This is a genomic window from Photobacterium sp. SKA34, assembly GCF_000153325.1.
GTDB lineage: Bacteria > Pseudomonadota > Gammaproteobacteria > Enterobacterales > Vibrionaceae > Photobacterium.
The window spans coordinates 259,361-276,240 of the sequence record NZ_CH724143.1; the positions used below are offsets into that span (position 1 = coordinate 259,361).

Annotated in this window: 15 protein-coding genes; 11 read left to right on the forward strand and 4 right to left on the reverse strand. The window is 41.1% G+C overall.

Features of this window, described 5'->3' with window-relative positions; genetic code table 11:
- Both SKA34_RS14165 and SKA34_RS14170 read right to left on the reverse strand, forming a co-directional pair.
- Positions 1–1,008 (reverse strand): peptidase U32 family protein, encoded by a 1,008-nt coding sequence (locus tag SKA34_RS14165; protein ID WP_006646214.1) that lies wholly within the window; start codon positions 1,006–1,008, stop codon positions 1–3.
- Between the two features lie 147 nt (positions 1,009–1,155).
- Positions 1,156–3,189: a bifunctional diguanylate cyclase/phosphodiesterase gene (locus SKA34_RS14170; RefSeq protein ID WP_198138494.1), complete on the reverse strand. Its 2,034-nt coding sequence runs from the start codon at positions 3,187–3,189 to the stop codon at positions 1,156–1,158.
- A 227-nt stretch (positions 3,190–3,416) separates the two neighbouring features.
- On the opposite strand from SKA34_RS14170, the gene SKA34_RS14175 reads away from it, so the two are divergent.
- The 5 genes from SKA34_RS14175 (at position 3,417) to rimI (ending at position 6,734) form a co-directional block, all read left to right on the forward strand.
- Positions 3,417–3,938, forward strand: a complete 522-nt coding sequence (locus tag SKA34_RS14175; RefSeq protein WP_006646216.1) for an SCP2 domain-containing protein — start codon at positions 3,417–3,419, stop codon at positions 3,936–3,938.
- Positions 3,928–4,431 carry a GNAT family N-acetyltransferase gene (locus SKA34_RS14180; RefSeq protein ID WP_006646217.1) on the forward strand — a complete coding sequence of 168 codons (504 nt, stop codon included), beginning with the start codon at positions 3,928–3,930 and terminating at the stop codon, positions 4,429–4,431. Before SKA34_RS14175 ends, SKA34_RS14180 begins: the two co-directional genes overlap by 11 nt.
- A 189-nt stretch (positions 4,432–4,620) precedes the next feature.
- Positions 4,621–5,718 (forward strand): glycerol dehydrogenase, encoded by a 1,098-nt coding sequence (locus SKA34_RS14185; protein ID WP_006646218.1) that lies wholly within the window; start codon positions 4,621–4,623, stop codon positions 5,716–5,718.
- 169 nt (positions 5,719–5,887) lie between these two features.
- Entirely contained in the window at positions 5,888–6,289 is a 402-nt protein-coding gene (locus SKA34_RS14190; protein WP_006646219.1) for a DNA polymerase III subunit psi, read from the forward strand.
- Positions 6,279–6,734, forward strand: a complete 456-nt coding sequence (gene rimI / locus SKA34_RS14195; RefSeq protein WP_006646220.1) for a ribosomal protein S18-alanine N-acetyltransferase — start codon at positions 6,279–6,281, stop codon at positions 6,732–6,734. The genes SKA34_RS14190 and rimI overlap by 11 nt, the downstream gene beginning before the upstream one ends.
- 74 nt (positions 6,735–6,808) lie before the next feature.
- Here rimI and prfC read toward each other — a convergent pair whose 3' ends face one another.
- On the reverse strand, positions 6,809–8,398 hold the full coding sequence (gene prfC, locus SKA34_RS14200) for a peptide chain release factor 3 (protein WP_006646221.1): 1,590 nt from the start codon (positions 8,396–8,398) through the stop codon (positions 6,809–6,811).
- Between the two features lie 217 nt (positions 8,399–8,615).
- Between prfC and SKA34_RS14205 the strand changes: the two genes are divergently transcribed.
- The 6 genes from SKA34_RS14205 (at position 8,616) to deoD (ending at position 15,951) form a co-directional block, all read left to right on the forward strand.
- The gene (locus SKA34_RS14205) at positions 8,616–9,398 is read left to right on the forward strand and encodes a TatD family hydrolase (RefSeq protein WP_006646222.1); all 783 of its coding nucleotides are present in this window, start codon (positions 8,616–8,618) and stop codon (positions 9,396–9,398) included.
- Positions 9,399–9,617: 219 nt separating this feature from the next.
- Entirely contained in the window at positions 9,618–10,907 is a 1,290-nt protein-coding gene (locus SKA34_RS14210) for a NupC/NupG family nucleoside CNT transporter (RefSeq protein ID WP_039860563.1), read from the forward strand.
- 599 nt (positions 10,908–11,506) lie between these two features.
- Positions 11,507–12,283, forward strand: a complete 777-nt coding sequence (gene deoC, locus SKA34_RS14215) for a deoxyribose-phosphate aldolase (protein ID WP_006646224.1) — start codon at positions 11,507–11,509, stop codon at positions 12,281–12,283.
- A 211-nt stretch (positions 12,284–12,494) separates the two neighbouring features.
- Positions 12,495–13,826: a thymidine phosphorylase gene (gene deoA, locus SKA34_RS14220; protein ID WP_006646225.1), complete on the forward strand. Its 1,332-nt coding sequence runs from the start codon at positions 12,495–12,497 to the stop codon at positions 13,824–13,826.
- 10 nt (positions 13,827–13,836) lie between these two features.
- Positions 13,837–15,057 carry a phosphopentomutase gene (locus tag SKA34_RS14225; RefSeq protein WP_006646226.1) on the forward strand — a complete coding sequence of 407 codons (1,221 nt, stop codon included), beginning with the start codon at positions 13,837–13,839 and terminating at the stop codon, positions 15,055–15,057.
- 171 nt (positions 15,058–15,228) lie between these two features.
- Positions 15,229–15,951 (forward strand): purine-nucleoside phosphorylase, encoded by a 723-nt coding sequence (gene deoD / locus SKA34_RS14230; RefSeq protein WP_006646227.1) that lies wholly within the window; start codon positions 15,229–15,231, stop codon positions 15,949–15,951.
- 88 nt (positions 15,952–16,039) lie between these two features.
- On the opposite strand, the gene SKA34_RS14235 is transcribed toward deoD, so the two are convergent.
- Positions 16,040–16,654 carry a YtjB family periplasmic protein gene (locus SKA34_RS14235; protein ID WP_006646228.1) on the reverse strand — a complete coding sequence of 205 codons (615 nt, stop codon included), beginning with the start codon at positions 16,652–16,654 and terminating at the stop codon, positions 16,040–16,042.
- Positions 16,655–16,880 lie beyond the last annotated feature (226 nt).

A 16,880-nucleotide genomic window follows, 5' to 3' on the forward strand; every position in this document is an offset into this window, starting at 1 on the left:
CTATTGCCATTTACGGTGATAAGCACCGAGTGTGGTTTGTTTACCTTCTGATACATTACCAAGACATGCATTCCAAGCAGGATTTACTTGGTAGCCTTCTGGGTTAGCTAAATAGTGATCAATCGCTGCACGCCATGTGCGGGTGACCTGTTCAACATAAGCAGGACTACGCTGACGACCTTCAATTTTTACTGAGGCGATATTGGCCTTAAATAGCTCAGGAAGAATCTCAAGGGTATTTAGGCTCGTTGGCTCTTCAAGGGCATGATAGCGTTTGCTCTCACCATCGATGTTGATATCAAAGCGACCTTTACATAATGTAGGGTAGCCAGCGTTTTCACCATGGCCATAGCGGTCAATGAGTACTTCGTTTAAACGAGACTCCAAGCCTTGTGGCGTTTCTTGCCAACGGACAAATTTTGCTGGTGAACAAGCACCTACAGTATTAGGGGATTCACCTGTCATGTAAGACGATAAGTAGCAACGTCCTTCTGACATAATACATAGGCTACCAAAAGCAAAGACTTCTAGCTCCATATCCGTATTACGTGCCAGCTGTTTTACTTGGTGAATAGATAAAACGCGTGGTAATACAACGCGTTTTATATTGAAATTTTGTTTATAAAAATCAATCGCGGCAGTGTTAGTTGCTGAAGCTTGTACTGATAGGTGAAGTTCTAAATCTGGATACGTCGTAGCGGCGTATTCTAGCACTGCAATATCAGCGACAATCAGCGCATCAACCCCCATAGCTGCTGCATTATCTACCGCTTTTGTCCAACGGTTGAAACCATCGGGATGGGCAAAGGTGTTGAGTGCAACATGTAATTTACGGTCGTGATCTTTTACGTACTGTACGGCTTTTTCGAGTTTACGGCCTGTAAAGTTTAAGCCTGCAAAATGGCGGGCGTTAGTATCATCCTTGAAACCGATATAAACGGCATCTGCACCATTATCAATTGCGGTTTTTAAGGCTGGAAGGTTACCAGCGGGGCAGAGAAGCTCCATTATTTTTTATCATCCAGTCTTTGAATAAAATTATGACCTTTGATACTAAAATTCTTTATCTTATGGTGCTTTGATTTTAGGCAGTTTTTCGTTGTTTTTATTAATAAAAAGGAGCGTTCTCGCTCCTTTTTTTGTGGTTTTTTTGACTCATTTATTTTGCAATAAAATGGCTTCTAATTCATGTTTTGGCATGGGGCGATAGAAGTGGAAACCTTGGATATAATCACAATTTAAATTAGATAGCAGTGTGGCTTGTTGACGGGTTTCAATTCCTTCGGCAACAACACTCATTTTTAGTGATTTACCTAAGTTGATAATGTTTTCAATTAAGGTTACCTGTTTGGGAATGGTGTCGATATCTTGAATAAACGCGCGATCCACTTTTAGTTCATCTAAGGGGAAGCGTGCAAGATAAGAGAGCGACGAATATCCAGTACCAAAGTCATCAATCGACAGTGCAAAGCCTAACTGTTTAATGGCATTAAGCATTTGGATGGTATGTTCACCATCACTCATTACCGCACTTTCTGTTAGTTCAAAGGTAATGTCAGCAGGGTTAATATCTGTTGATAAACGTAATTTATCGACAAAGTTAATTAAGCCTGAATTACCAAACTGTTGTGGTGATAAGTTAATCGCGACTCGTCCTGTTAGCAGTTTACGTTTTTTCCACTGACTGACGGTGGTGAAAACTTCACGCATGACTGCGCAGCCCAATTGTTCTATTAAGCCAGAGCTTTCCGCGACAGGAATAAATTGAGCAGGGCTAATATAGCCTTCAACGGGATGTTTCCAACGCACTAATGCTTCAGCGCCATCAATAGCAAAGTCACGGGCATTAACTTTTGGTTGATACCAGACTTCAAGGCCATTATTTTGCAGCGCTTTTTGTAGTTCTATTTCAAGCCATAAACGCATTCGCGCTTCTTTGCTCATGGCATCATTAAATTCAACTAAGCGGTTTCGACCTCGATGTTTCGCTTCATACATGGCGGTATCGGCATTTTGTAGCATCATGCGCGCATCATTACCGTGCCCTGGGGAGGTGACCATTCCAATAGAGCAGGCTAAGTGCTTTCTAAAATGACGTAGTTCAAACGGTTGATTAACCAGCGCTATGATTTGCTCTGAGATAATTTCGCCAGTGCGTTCATGCTCAGGGTTTGGTAATAGGATCGCAAACTCATCACCGCTTAAATAGCCCAAAATAGCCGTTTCAGGTAGTAATCGACGTAAGCGTTGTGCAATTTCTTGTAGCACTTTATCGCCAATGTGGTGGCCGAGTGAATCATTGATATTTTTAAAATTATCAATATCAATATAAAGCATCACGACAGGCGTTTCTGCTTTCATCAGTTGGTCTAACTGACGTGTAAAACCGTAACGATTGAGCAAGCCAGTTAATGGATCCATTTGTACTAGCTGTTCAATTTGCCCTTGCTGGCGCTTATTGCTTTTTTCTTGGATGCTTTCGAGTTTAACTAGTAACGCTTCAGTACCCATTTGTTTAACAGGAGATATGGTCAGCTTTAAAGGCTTAGTCTGTTCGTTATGAATAATTGGAAAGTAGTTTATTGTCTCTTTATTATCATTATTTTTTAAACGATGACTGGTGCAAGGTTGTTTCTGATTATCTTGCAGTAGCTGGTCCAGTGGGCGACCCAGTAGTTCTTTTTTTGAATGTAAACCAAGTTGTATCGCTGCTTGATCATTAGCATTAATAATAATGTTATTTTCAACTAAACAAATACCTTCAGTGATCAAGTTATTCAATTGTGTTAACTGATGTTCTGTCTCTTCTAATGAATGGATCAGGATTTGACGTTCAGAGGTATCAATTGAATGTAGAATGATATGTTGGACGGCGCCCCTGCTATCCAATAATGGGGCAAGACTAAAGTGTAGACTTGATTCGTGTCTGCTATCGTTAAGCACGACTTCAGCCTCAATACTCTCGCCATTAAATGCACGCTCATAGTAAGGTTTAAGGGAGTGATAATAATGTTGACCTAAGACATTGGTGTCGTTATTGCCGAGTAATTCTTCTCGCTCAAGACCACTGATTTCAATAAAACGATTATTTACCGCGTGATAGTTATGTTGTCGATCAAGGATGGCAAAAAAGAAAGGGCTATTATCCGTCAGCAAAGGGAACCAATAATCTAGTTGCTCTGTTGGCATGTCGTCACCATTCTCCATAATTTGTGCAGATATGTGCATTGCTGAATAGTAGTCAATCGTATTTTTATTTATCTTTGTACTCTAACTCGAATGTGCACAACATAGCGAAAATTATTATCAAATTTGTTGATACAGAAGCATTTTTTTTGACTTAAGGCATGAAACGAAATAGCGATCTTGCCATACAATCGATGTCTAAGTGCGCTTTTAAACAGGAATAAATCATAGTGATTGCTCAACTTCGAAAACAACTAGTTCAACACGGTCCTTCATTGCTACGTGTACCTGCCAAACTGACACCTTTTTCGTTTCAGAAAAAAGTGATGTTGGATGGCTTAGCTATGGTTTTCAAAGAAGCACTAGAAGATGGTGATTTTGAGTTTTTAGAAGATCGTTGGCTTAAAGTTGAAGTGCGTGATTTAGGCTTACAGTGGTTTATAAGTTACGAAGGTGAAAAGCTAGTTGTAGCAGAGTCTTGTGAACAAGAAGATGTGAGTTTCAGTGGTGAGTGTAATGATTTAGTACTTATTGCTGCACGTAAGGAAGATCCTGATACACTGTTCTTCCAACGTCGTCTTCGAATTGAAGGTGATACTGAGCTAGGGCTAGAAGTTAAAAACTTGATGGATAGTATCGATCTTGATTCTTTACCTGCTCCTGTGAAATTTATTTTGCAGCAATCTGCTGATTTCATTCATCAAGGTATGCATGATAGCAGTGCTGCCCAAGAGGCCTTAAATGCTCATTAGATCCGAAGCTCCCGCTGATATCTTAACTATTGATACGCTATTAAAAGCTGTATTTCCCACTGATGCTGAAGCGAAACTTGTTATGGCGTTACGCGAAAATGGAAAGCGAACCTTATCGCTGGTGGCATGTAATGATGAAGGTGAAGTGGTGGGTTATGCCTTTTTTAGCCCAGTAACGGTTGATGGTGTTGACACCAATTGGCAAGGCCTTGCGCCTTTAGCGGTTCGTGATGATTACCAAAGTCAGGGAATTGGTTTGACGTTGCTTGAAGAAGCAAAAAGTGTACTCGCAGATTTTGACTATCCCGTTATAGTGGCTGTGGGGAATCATGAATATTATGAAAAAGCGGGTTTTAAAAAAGCAGTTGATCATCAACTAACCTCTACTTTGCCTGATATAAAAAATGCATTTATGGTTTATGAAGTTATTCCTGAATCAGTCGTACAATATCAAGGTAAGGTTGAATACTGTAATGAATTCAACTCACTATAAGTACAGTTTGTACGTATTTATAGATTAATGTTTTAACGTCTTACAATGAAAGCACAGCCATACCACGCTGTGCTTTTTATGTTTAAAAATTATTAGTATTGAGAAGTAAGATATCTAATTTCCACATATAGCTAATTACTACATCGTGATAATTTGTTACTTATATAAATATAATTAGGACTGTCACCGATGATCCCTCGCAGCATCACATCGCCAAAAAAATTCATTATTGGTCAAGATTTACTTTCTCAACTTGATGCTTTTATAAAAGACTTTGGCAATAATGCCTTATTGATTTGTGATGATTTCATTTTAGATCGCGTTCAACAAGAAGCGGTGCCTTGTTTAGAACTCGCGGGGATCAAGACATATTGCGAGAAATTCCAGTATGAATGTAGTGATAACGAAATTGAACGTTTACGTAAGATAGTAACAGCACAAAATGCAAATGTTGTTGTTGGTATTGGTGGTGGTAAAACCATGGATGTGGCAAAGGCTGTTGCGCATTATAGCAATGCATCTGTGGTGATCTTCCCAACAATTGCGTCAAGTGATGCACCTTGTACCGCGGTATCTGTTATCTATAAAGAGAGCGGTGAATTTGATCGTTACTTGTTATTACCGCAAAACCCTGATGTGGTATTAGCAGATACTCGTATTATTGCTCAAGCCCCGGAAAAATATTTTGCCGCAGGCATTGGTGATGCGCTAGCGACCTTTTTTGAAACGCGTGCTTGTTGTTATGCCGCAGGACTTAATCTGGTACAAAAACGTGTGTCACGTACCGGACTTGGTATGGCTCTTATGTGTTATGAGCTGATTGTCGATAATGTTGAAATGGCGATGGAAGCCGTCCGTCGTCAGGAAGTTACACCGGCATTAGAAGAGATGGTAGAAGCCATTGTGTATTTAAGTGGTGTGGCGGCAGAATCTGGCGGCATTGCGTGTGCACATGCGATCTGTAATGGCATGTCGTCACTTGAGAAATTTAAACATATTCAACATGGTGAAAAAGTAACATTTGGCTTATTAGTACAATTGGTATTAGAAAAAGCCGATATTGAAGAAATCGAGAATGTTATTTACGTGATCAAAATGGCAGGGTTACCACTGACATTAGCTGATTTTGGTATTAATGAATGGGTTGAAGATGATTGGCGTCAGATTGTTGATATTGCCTGTTCTCCAAGTAATTCAATGAGTAATATGCCTGTTACTGTGAGTGCGGAGCAAGTGTACCAAGCGGTTATTGCAGCCAATGAATTAGCACAACGTTATCACGATTAACTTGATTTTATATGAGAGAGATACCGGCCTTGAGTCGGTATTTTTTATCTCCGTCTTGAGTAAGACTTTATGAGTACAACCGATACGTAATTTGGTAGGATCTGCGCTCATAGATCCTCATAGCGTGCTCAGGCATGCTGTGATTGATAGAAAAGATAGCAGGTGTGGAATGAAACAGCGTGATATTCAGGTTCTACAAGAAATGGGCCTCACTTATTGGCAGGTTAGAAAACCTGAAATATTTCCCAATCAAGAGATCCCAGTTATCGATTTACCTGAAGATTGCAAGTTACTACTGATAACTAATGATGAACTTAATGAGCATGACGCTTGGCTTTTCGGACGGATCCTGAGCAGTATGAAATTAACGCCAGAACAAGCATTATGCTTACCGCTTGAAGCCGTTGAGCAAGTCGGTGAGCATCACTTTACATGGTGCTGGTTTGCGGGTTGCCAAGGGGTTCACCCTGCAGGCTGTCAGGTATTAAATTCCGTATCTTTACACTTAATGCATAATGATCCTTCATCGAAGAAAGCATTATGGCAACAGATCTGTAGTTATGACGTATAAAATTATTCCATTAGGCACCCAGCATGTTGATGATGTTTGGCGTATTGAACAAGTAGCTCATGCTTTTCCATGGGCTGAGTCGATGATCCGTAAAGAGCCAAATCGTATTGCTGCTAATTATGTGTTAGTTGTTGATGAGCAGGTAGTAGGTTACTGCTTTGGTCAATTAGTGGCGGGTGAAGGAACACTGTTAAATATTGCAATTGATCCTACTCATCAACGAAAGGGATATGGCAAGGTGTTACTCAATGGTTTTATTGATGCGTTAGAAGCCAAGCAAGCGGAAGAGATCTGGTTAGAAGTTCGTGAGAGTAACACTGGTGCGTATAAACTTTATGAAGCAACTGGCTTTAATGAAACCAATCGCCGTATTGATTACTACCCAACGGAAAATGGGCGTGAAGATGCCTTGATCATGGCGTATATGTTTATGCCTTTTGGCTAAGTCCAAAATCTGTGATTAAGTGATATAAAAAAGCCGAGCGTGATGCTCGGCTTTGTTCTATCTAGCTGAGGTGATTAGTGCTCACGAGTTGCACGGAAATCAACTTCAGGGAAACGCTCTTTTGCAAGGTTTAAGTTAACCATAGTTGGTGCAATATAAGAGAGATTATCGCCACCATCGAGTGCAAGGTTTGATTGGTTCTTACGCTTAAACTCTTCGAGTTTTTTCACGTCATTACACTCAACCCAACGCGCAGTTGCTACGTTAACGCCTTCATAGATCGCTTCAACATTATATTCAGCTTTAAGACGGGCAACAACCACATCAAACTGAAGTACACCAACCGCACCAACGATCAAATCGTTGTTTTGTAGTGGACGGAATACCTGTACGGCACCTTCTTCTGAAAGCTGTACCAGACCTTTTAATAGCTGCTTTTGCTTTAGTGGATCTTTAAGGCGAATACGACGGAACAATTCAGGCGCGAAGTTAGGAATACCTGCGAATTTCAGGCTTTCACCTTGAGTGAAGGTATCACCAATTTGAATCGTACCGTGGTTATGTAGGCCAATAATATCACCGGCATAAGCCGTTTCTGCACGAGAACGATCACCTGCCATAAATGTTACCGCATCAGAAATACTTACATTTTTTCCAGTACGAACATGGTTCATCTTCATACCTTGAGTGTAAGTACCCGATACAATACGCATAAAGGCAATACGGTCACGGTGTTTAGGATCCATATTGGCTTGGATCTTAAATACGAAGCCAGAGAATTTCTCTTCCGTTGCTTCAACTTCACGTTCATTAGCTTGGCGTGCTAAAGGCTTTGGCGCCCAAGCTGTTAAGCCATCAAGCATGTGGTCAACGCCAAAGTTACCCAGCGCTGTACCGAAAAATACGGGGGTTAGTTCACCGGCTAAAAATAATTCTTCATCAAATTCATTTGATGCGCCCATCACAAGCTCAAGTTCTTCACGAAGTTGTTCAGCAAGCTCTGTCCCAATTGCTTCATCAAGATCTGGGCTTTCTAACCCTTTAATGATGCGTTGATCTTGAATTGTGTGGCCTTGACCTGTGCTATAAAAGATCGTTTCATCACGGTGAATATGGTAAACACCTTTGAACTCCTTACCACAACCGATAGGCCATGAAATAGGGGCACAAGCCATACCTAATTCATTTTCTACTTCATCAAGAAGCTCCATTGGATCACGGATATCACGGTCCAATTTGTTCATGAAAGTAACAATAGGTGTATCACGTAGACGGGTTACTTCCATTAGCTTACGGGTACGATCCTCGACACCTTTTGCCGCATCGATAACCATTAAACATGAATCAACAGCGGTTAGGGTACGGTAAGTATCTTCAGAGAAGTCTTCGTGTCCTGGAGTGTCAAGAAGGTTTACTAGGCACTCGTTATATGGGAACTGCATCACAGATGTAGTTACCGAGATACCACGTTCTTTTTCCATCTCCATCCAGTCTGACTTGGCGTGTTGGTTTGAACCACGGCCTTTTACTGTACCTGCTTTTTGGATAGCGTTTCCGAATAACAGTACTTTTTCAGTAATGGTGGTCTTACCCGCATCGGGGTGAGAGATGATTGCGAAAGTACGACGTTTTGATACTTCGCCCTGAAACTGAGTTTGCGACATTAGCGTGTTCTTTTTTAATAAAAGTACTCCGTTGCTGCCGTATTACATCAAGCAAAGCAACAGAACAGAATGAATGGAGTGAGTTGTCGCTTATTGTCGCTGATTTTAGCGCGAGACTCAATCTAGGTGTATAAGAATCATTAAGAGTAGGTGGAAATAATCATTAAGCTTATATTGAATCACCACTATCAACATATTAGTTACGACAGGAATATTTATGATAGATACCCACTGCCATTTTGATTTTCCTCCCTTTAATGATGACCCAGAGCAAGCATTGTCTTTGGCGCAGGAGGGAGGAGTTAAACAGATCTTGATCCCAACGGTAGGACTATCGAATTGGGCTAAAGTACAGCAGTTATGTCAGCGCTATCCTGCACTTTATTACGGTTTGGGTATCCATCCTTTCTTTAGTTCTGAGCATACTAGTGATTTTTGTCAGCGTTTAAATTTTGAGTTGAAAGAGGCCGTTAAACAACCGCATTCAAAATGTGTTGCTGTGGGTGAGTGCGGGTTAGATTTTACGATTGAAACAGTTGATAGAGAGTTACAACAAACATGGTTACAAACACAATTACAGTTAGCTAATATCTATCGGCTGCCGATTATTTTGCATTGCCGTAAAGCTTTTCCAGAATTAATGCGAGCCATTAAAGCGAAAACTCCATCTCAAGGTGGGGTTTACCATGGGTTTAGTGGCAGTTACCAGCAAGCGGTTCAATTAATAGATCTCGGCTTAAAAATTGGTGTTGGCGGCACTATTACCTATGAGCGAGCGAAAAAAACGCGAGAGACTATCACGAAAATACCACTTTCTGAGATTGTGTTAGAAACTGATGCGCCTGATATGCCTGTTTATAGCTTTCAAGGTCAGCCGAACAGACCGGAAAGAATCGCCTATATAGCGCAGTCTGTTGCATCTCTTAAAGGGATAAGTATCGAGTCTGTAACTGAGGCGACAACCTTAACGGCACATGAACTTTTTAAAATTCCATCGTGATCTTGGTGCAAAACGCAACCGATTGCGTAAAACGTTTGCTTTTTGGTCTGGCTATCTTGTGAGCAAGATCACAGACCGAGAAACTCTTGCATGGTTGTGGCTATAAAACTGTGATGATGGCATTACTTTGTTAGCGATTGCATGCGTATAATGCGCCGGACTCTTAAAGAGCCGAATTGTCGAGACGCCAAACTTAACTTAATAGGATAGACATAAACCATGAGCATGTTTATGAGCCTGGTTGGGATGGTTGTACTGCTACTTATTGCAGTTCTACTATCAGACAACCGTAAAGCAATTAATCTACGTACTGTTGGAGGCGCATTCGCTATCCAATTTTTATTAGGTGCATTTGTTCTTTATGTACCAGTGGGTCGTGATGTGCTATATGGCATGTCTCAGGCAGTTGCTAATGTTATTGCTTATGGTAATGACGGTATCAATTTCCTCTTTGGCGGTCTAACATCGGACAAAATGTTTGAAGTGTTCGGTGGTGGCGGCTTTGTATTCGCACTACGCGTTCTTCCTGTTATTGTTTTCTTTTCCGCGTTGATCAGTGTTCTTTACTACCTAGGTGTGATGCAAGTTGTTATCAATATCCTTGGTGGTGGTCTACGCAAAGTATTGGGTACTTCTCACGCTGAATCTATGTCAGCGACAGCAAACATTTTTGTTGGCCAAACAGAAGCGCCGCTAGTTGTTCGTCCATTCATTCCTAAAATGACTCAGTCTGAGCTATTTGCCGTAATGTGTGGTGGTTTGGCGTCAGTTGCTGGTGGTGTACTTGCAGGTTACGCACAAATGGGTGTTCCGCTAGAGTACCTAATTGCAGCATCATTCATGGCAGCCCCTGGTGGTTTATTGTTTGCTAAAATCATTAAGCCAGAAACAGAGCAGCCTGTAGAGCAGATTGCAGGTGTCGACGAAGAAGGCGTTGAAAAGCCAGCTAACGTTATCGATGCAGCAGCAGCAGGCGCATCATCAGGTATGCAACTTGCGCTAAACGTAGGTGCAATGCTTCTAGCGTTCATCGGTTTGATTGCTCTAATTAACGGTATGCTTGGTGGTATCGGTGGTTGGTTCGGTATGCCTGAGCTGACTCTTGAACTTATTCTAGGTTACATCTTCGCACCATTGGCTTACCTTATCGGCGTTCCATGGGGTGAAGCACAAGTGGCGGGTTCATTCATTGGTCAGAAGATTGTTGTTAACGAATTCGTTGCTTACTTAAACTTTGCACCGTACTTAAAAGACGTTGCTGATGGCGGTATGGTTGTGGCACAAACAGGTGTTGCAATGACTGAGAAGACTAAAGCTATCATCTCATTCGCACTATGTGGTTTCGCTAACCTATCATCGGTTGCAATCCTACTGGGTGGCCTAGGTGGCCTTGCTCCAAGTCGCCGTGCAGAGATTGCTCGCTTTGGTATGAAGGCAGTAGCAGCTGGTACATTATCTAACTTAATGTCTGCAACGATTGCTGGTCTGTTTATCTCTTTAGCAATGTAATTGTAGAGATAACCGAATAAAGAAGAACGCCTCAATGAAAATTGGGGCGTTTTTTTATGCCTAATATTTTTGTTTATAAAAGGTAATCAACAGTAAAAGTAAACATTATGGCTATTGTTCTAAATTAACTTCATAAAATCGATTGCGTTCCCTTTTCTTATATTCCACTCTGCCATTCTTATGCCACAGATTATGAGTGTGTGGATACAGGTAATATCAGGATCAGAAGCAATATAATGACGTAAAAAAGTGTTCATTAACTGTTTCTAATTCTCTATTTTAGTAAACACATTATCCACTGGTGGAAACATAAGTTTAATAGGCTAAAGACGGCAGTCTTGCTATTATTGAACCTAACAAATATAGCTATTTGTAAGAGCGGACGAGTTGATCGGCTCTTGCGTGGGAATAGGGATAAGTCATTTAGTAAGTATGCACTTACTGAAACTTCAAGGAATCAAGTCCGCTCATTTGTTGCAGTAGTTCTTACTGCATTCGGTAGCCTAATGAATAATCATTAGCGCTTTACCTTCGTTTATACTGATATTAGAGCCTTATAGCTAAGCGCTTTAAATGTAATATTACGACTGGAGATAGTCATGAGCGATTTAAAAACTGCTGCACTACGTGCACTTAAATTAATGGATTTAACAACACTGAACGATGACGACACTGACGCAAAAGTGATCGAGCTTTGTAATAATGCAAAAACAGTGGTTGGTAATACTGCAGCAGTGTGTATTTACCCTCGCTTTATCCCAGTAGCGAAAAAGCAACTACGTGAGCAAGGTACTCCAGATGTACGTATTGCAACGGTAACAAACTTCCCACACGGTAATGATGATATTGAGATTGCTGTTGCTGAAACCAAAGCGGCAGTGGCTTACGGTGCTGACGAAGTAGACGTAGTATTCCCATACCGCGCACTTATGGTTGGTAATGCAGACATTGGCTTTGAACTAGTGAAGCAATGTAAAGCTGCATGTGGCGATAACGTACTGCTTAAAGTCATTATCGAAACCGGTGAGCTAAAAACCGAATCGTTAATTAAGCAAGCATCTGAAATTTCAATTAAAGCAGGCGCTGATTTTATTAAAACATCAACTGGTAAAGTGCCTGTTAATGCAACACCAGAATATGCGCAAATCATGCTTAACGTGATCAAAGATATGGGCGTTGCTAAAACTGTTGGCTTTAAGCCTGCTGGTGGTGTTCGCACAGCTGAAGATGCACAGCAATACCTAGCAATGGCTGATGATATTCTTGGTGCTGAGTGGGCTGATAGTCGTCATTACCGTTTTGGTGCATCGAGCTTACTTGCTAATCTGTTACACACATTAGGTGAAGGTGAAGAAGCGGCGCAAGGCGGCTACTAATCCTTTATAAACAAGGTGGTGAAATGCCACCTTGTTTTTAACTCTCTGGCGGCATTATTAATGTCGTACTAATTCTTTAATTGGCTTTTCCAGCACTGCACTTTCGTGGTTGTTGCCTTTTTTGCACCTAAAATTTAGAAATAAAGCAAAATGAAAAATAATTAAAGCATTGGTAATCCCTACTTCGCTGAATTAAAAAAAGAGGACCAGCATGTACTTACCTCAAGAAATCATTCGTAAAAAACGTGACAATATTGAATTAAGCGCCGATGAAATTAACTTTTTCATTCAAGGTGTAGCGAAAAATACCGTCTCTGAAGGCCAAATCGCCGCATTTGCAATGGCGATTTATTTTAATGATATGACAATGGATGAGCGTGTTGCCTTAACGTGTGCGATGCGTGATTCAGGCATGGTGATTGATTGGGGATACATGCACTTTGATGGTCCTATTGTTGATAAGCACTCAACAGGTGGTGTAGGTGATGTCACTTCGCTGATGCTAGGTGCAATGGTTGCTGCATGTGGTGGTTACGTGCCAATGATCTCAGGTCGTGGCTTAGGTCATACGGGTGGCACATTAGATAAATTAGAAGCTATTCCAGGTTATAACATCACACCAACCAATGAAGTCTTCGGTAAAGTAACCAAAGAAGCCGGTGTGGCGATTATTGGTCAGACAGGCGATTTAGCACCAGCGGATAAACGTGTGTACGCAACACGTGATGTAACCGCGACGGTTGATAATATCTCGCTTATTACCGCTTCTATTTTATCGAAGAAATTGGCGGCTGGCCTAGATTATCTTGTGATGGATGTCAAAGTGGGCTCTGGCGCTTTCATGCCAACTTACCAAGCATCGGAAGATCTTGCAAAATCAATTGTAGCTGTTGCAAATGGTGCTGGCACTTGTACTTCTGCATTGTTAACGGATATGAACCAAGTATTAGCATCAAGTGCGGGTAACGCTGTTGAAGTACGTGAAGCGGTACAGTTTCTAACCGGTGATTACCGTAACCCTCGTTTGTTTGAAGTAACCATGGCACTGTGTGCAGAAATGTTAGTGATCAGTAAATTAGCAGCTGATACCCAACAAGCGCGTGCAAAACTGCAGGCTGTATTAGATAACGGTCAAGCGGCTGAGCGGTTTGGTAAAATGGTAGCTGGCTTAGGTGGCCCTACTGATTTTATCGAAAACTATGACAACTATTTAGAGAAAGCAGAGATTGTAAAACCAGTATTTGCGGAAACAACGGGTTTTGCTCATGCTATGGATACGCGTGGCTTAGGTATGGCGGTTGTTGGTATGGGCGGTGGTCGTCGTGTAGCTAGCGATAATATTGACTATGCGGTTGGCTTTAGTGACATGATCCGTTTAGGTGAGGAAGTTTACGCCGATACCCCTCTTGCAATGGTACATGCTCGTACTGAAGCGCAATGGGAAGAAGCAGCGAAAGCGATTCGCAGTAATATTACGGTGAATGAGAGCAAACCGGAAGCGACTCCTGAAGTTTACCGTCGTATCAGCAAACAAGATGTGTAATGGAGTAACAATGAAACGTTCAATTATTTTAGTGCTAGATTCTTTTGGTATTGGTGCCTCTGCAGATGCGGATAAATTTGGTGATGTAGGTGCAAATACTTTTGGTCACATAGCACAGGCGTGTACACGTGGCGAAGCAAATAACGGCGATCGCAACGGTCCATTACACTTACCTAATTTAACCAAACTCGGACTAGCAAAAGCGTGTGAAGAATCATGCGGTAGCTTCCCTGAAGGCATGGATCCAAACTCTGAGATCACTGGTGCTTATGGTCATGCTCAAGAACTTTCTTCAGGTAAGGACACACCGTCTGGTCACTGGGAAATTGCAGGTGTACCTGTATTGTTTGAATGGGGTTACTTTAGCGATAAAGCAAACAGTTTTCCTAAAGAACTAACCGATCGCATTCTTGCTCGTGCAGGCTTAGACGATTTCTTAGGTAACTGTCATGCATCAGGTACACAAGTGCTTGATGATTTGGGCGAAGAGCACATGAGAACGGGTCAACCAATCTTCTATACGTCTGCTGACTCAGTATTTCAGATTGCATGTCATGAAGAGACATTTGGTTTAGATCGCCTATTAGATCTTTGTCAAATTGCCCGTGAAGAGCTAGAAGATTACAACATTGGTCGTGTTATCGCGCGTCCATTTATCGGTGCGGGTAAAGGTCAATTTGAACGTACGGGTAATCGTCGTGATTTATCACTTGAGCCACCGGCTGCAACAGTGCTGCAAAAACTTGTTGATGAAAAACAAGGTGAAGTGGTATCGATTGGTAAAATTTCCGATATCTATGCAGGCTGTGGTATTTCAAGCAAAGTAAAAGCGACAGGTATTCCTGCTTTATTTGATGCGACACTAGAACAAATGAAACATGCGGGTGACAACACTATCGTATTTACCAACTTTGTTGATTTTGATTCAGCTTATGGGCACCGCCGAAATGTTGCGGGTTATGCGGCTGCGCTTGAGTACTTCGATCGTCGTCTACCTGAGATTTTAGCGTTACTTCAAGATGACGATGTACTGATCATCACCGCCGATCATGGTTGTGATCCAACATGGCCAGGCACAGATCATACCCGTGAACACATTCCAGTATTGGTATCGGGTCCTAAAGTTAAGCCGGGTTCATTAGGTTTACGTGAAAGCTTTGCTGATATTGGTCAGAGCCTAGCGGAGTACTTTGGAACATCTGATATGGAATACGGTAAGTCGTTTCTATAACTCAAATTAAAACAAGGGTAAATCTTATTTACCCTTGTTTATCATAAAAAAAGCATGATTATTTAGCATTTTCCACTTTATAATGCCAAACAATCACAGCATGTTTAGCTAAACGTTAGTGATTAATTTTTAACACTGACAGCTAACTAAAAATAGGAAAAGGATACAACTATGGCTACTCCACATATTAATGCTGAAATGGGTGATTTTGCAGATGTAGTTTTAATGCCGGGCGATCCGCTTCGTGCTAAATACATCGCTGAAACTTTCCTAGATGATGCAAAAGAAGTATGTAATGTACGTAGTATGTTAGGCTTCACGGGCACTTACAAAGGTCGTAAGATCTCTGTTATGGGTCACGGTATGGGTATTCCATCATGTTCTATCTACGCAACAGAATTAATCAAAGATTTTGGTGTGAAGAAGATCATTCGTGTGGGTAGTTGTGGTGCAGTACGTGATGACGTTAAGCTACGTGACGTTGTTATCGGTATGGGTGCATCAACAGATTCTAAAGTAAACCGTATTCGTTTTGGCGGTCATGACTTTGCAGCGATTGCTGATTTCGGCATGGTACAAAATGCGGTAGATGCAGCTAAAGCGAAAGGTATTCCAGTTAAAGTGGGTAATATCTTCTCTGCGGATCTGTTCTACAATCCTGATTTTGAATTTTTCAAAACAATGGATAAGTACGGCATCGTTGGCGTTGAAATGGAAGCGGCTGGTATCTATGGTGTTGCAGCTGAGTTTGGTGCAAAAGCATTAACTATCTGTACTGTTTCTGATCACATTCTACGTGGTGAAGCAACAACATCTGAAGAGCGTCAATTGACATTCAATGAGATGATCGAAATCGCGTTAGATTCTGTGATCCTAGGTGATGCAGAAGCATAATCTTTACTGATTAAGCACAAAAAAACGGAAACAGCTCGCTGTTTCCGTTTTTTTATCTTGTTAATTTGTCTGTGATTAACAAACGTATTTAGTCTTTCGCGTTTGCCGTAAGAAAAAACGGAAAGTGCCAGATGTCTTTTCTGCGACCAAAGGTAAAAGCAAGCAACAACCCAATCATCAATGAAGCCAGTGTTAAGCCTCGAATAATATGGGTCATATAATGAATTTGGTCTTTGGCATTAGCTAACAATTTATTGTGCTCAAGCGTAATACGAACAAAACCAATCACATGCTTATTTGCAAAAATAGGCTCAACAATTTGCTGGCGACCAATACTTGCCATCGCAAGCGGTGTTGATAGTCCAGTTAGTTGTGGCAATGGCATCGAGTTGTCTGTTTTTGCCAAGGTCAAACCTTCAATATTGTAGATAGTAGCGTCTAAAATTAAAGACTCCCCGGATAAGTTATTAACCAACTTTTGCAATTTATCTTGGTTATTATCCGTAATATCACTGGCTGCATTTTCTGCCGCTTGTCGTACTAACATGCGTGATAATGTTTGAGTTTGTTCACTTAGCATTTGGTAATTACGCTGGGTTAAGAGCGCGCCGTATTCCAGCATTCCAATTAATGCCAAGCTACATAATAGGAGAACAGAAAGTCGTCCTAGATGTTGCCAGCGTTTCTTTTTCCACTTTATCATCGAGTTAACCTTTGCTGTGTTCTGGTGGTATTTTACACGATAATGGAGTGGTTAAGAATATCCCCGTTTATTTGATTTATTGTTAATAAAAACAATATTTTAAATATATTTACTGATTTTTAGTCATAAATAATTACTCTTTTTATTGTATTTATTTAAGATAAGTAAGTGAAAATTAACTATGTTTTATTACAGTTTAGTAACATTTTTGGGTTGCTCTTCACTA

Coding starts and splice junctions, on each gene's coding strand:
- SKA34_RS14210 (WP_039860563.1), top strand. CDS start 9,618: ATGAGCATGTTTATGAGCCTGGTTGGGATGGTTGTACTGCTACTTATT.
- prfC (WP_006646221.1), bottom strand. CDS start 8,398: ATGTCGCAAACTCAGTTTCAGGGCGAAGTATCAAAACGTCGTACTTTC.
- SKA34_RS14190 (WP_006646219.1), top strand. CDS start 5,888: ATGAAACAGCGTGATATTCAGGTTCTACAAGAAATGGGCCTCACTTAT.
- SKA34_RS14225 (WP_006646226.1), top strand. CDS start 13,837: ATGAAACGTTCAATTATTTTAGTGCTAGATTCTTTTGGTATTGGTGCC.
- SKA34_RS14205 (WP_006646222.1), top strand. CDS start 8,616: ATGATAGATACCCACTGCCATTTTGATTTTCCTCCCTTTAATGATGAC.
- SKA34_RS14170 (WP_198138494.1), bottom strand. CDS start 3,189: ATGCCAACAGAGCAACTAGATTATTGGTTCCCTTTGCTGACGGATAAT.
- SKA34_RS14235 (WP_006646228.1), bottom strand. CDS start 16,654: ATGATAAAGTGGAAAAAGAAACGCTGGCAACATCTAGGACGACTTTCT.
- SKA34_RS14165 (WP_006646214.1), bottom strand. CDS start 1,008: ATGGAGCTTCTCTGCCCCGCTGGTAACCTTCCAGCCTTAAAAACCGCA.
- deoD (WP_006646227.1), top strand. CDS start 15,229: ATGGCTACTCCACATATTAATGCTGAAATGGGTGATTTTGCAGATGTA.
- deoC (WP_006646224.1), top strand. CDS start 11,507: ATGAGCGATTTAAAAACTGCTGCACTACGTGCACTTAAATTAATGGAT.
- rimI (WP_006646220.1), top strand. CDS start 6,279: ATGACGTATAAAATTATTCCATTAGGCACCCAGCATGTTGATGATGTT.
- SKA34_RS14185 (WP_006646218.1), top strand. CDS start 4,621: ATGATCCCTCGCAGCATCACATCGCCAAAAAAATTCATTATTGGTCAA.
- deoA (WP_006646225.1), top strand. CDS start 12,495: ATGTACTTACCTCAAGAAATCATTCGTAAAAAACGTGACAATATTGAA.
- SKA34_RS14180 (WP_006646217.1), top strand. CDS start 3,928: ATGCTCATTAGATCCGAAGCTCCCGCTGATATCTTAACTATTGATACG.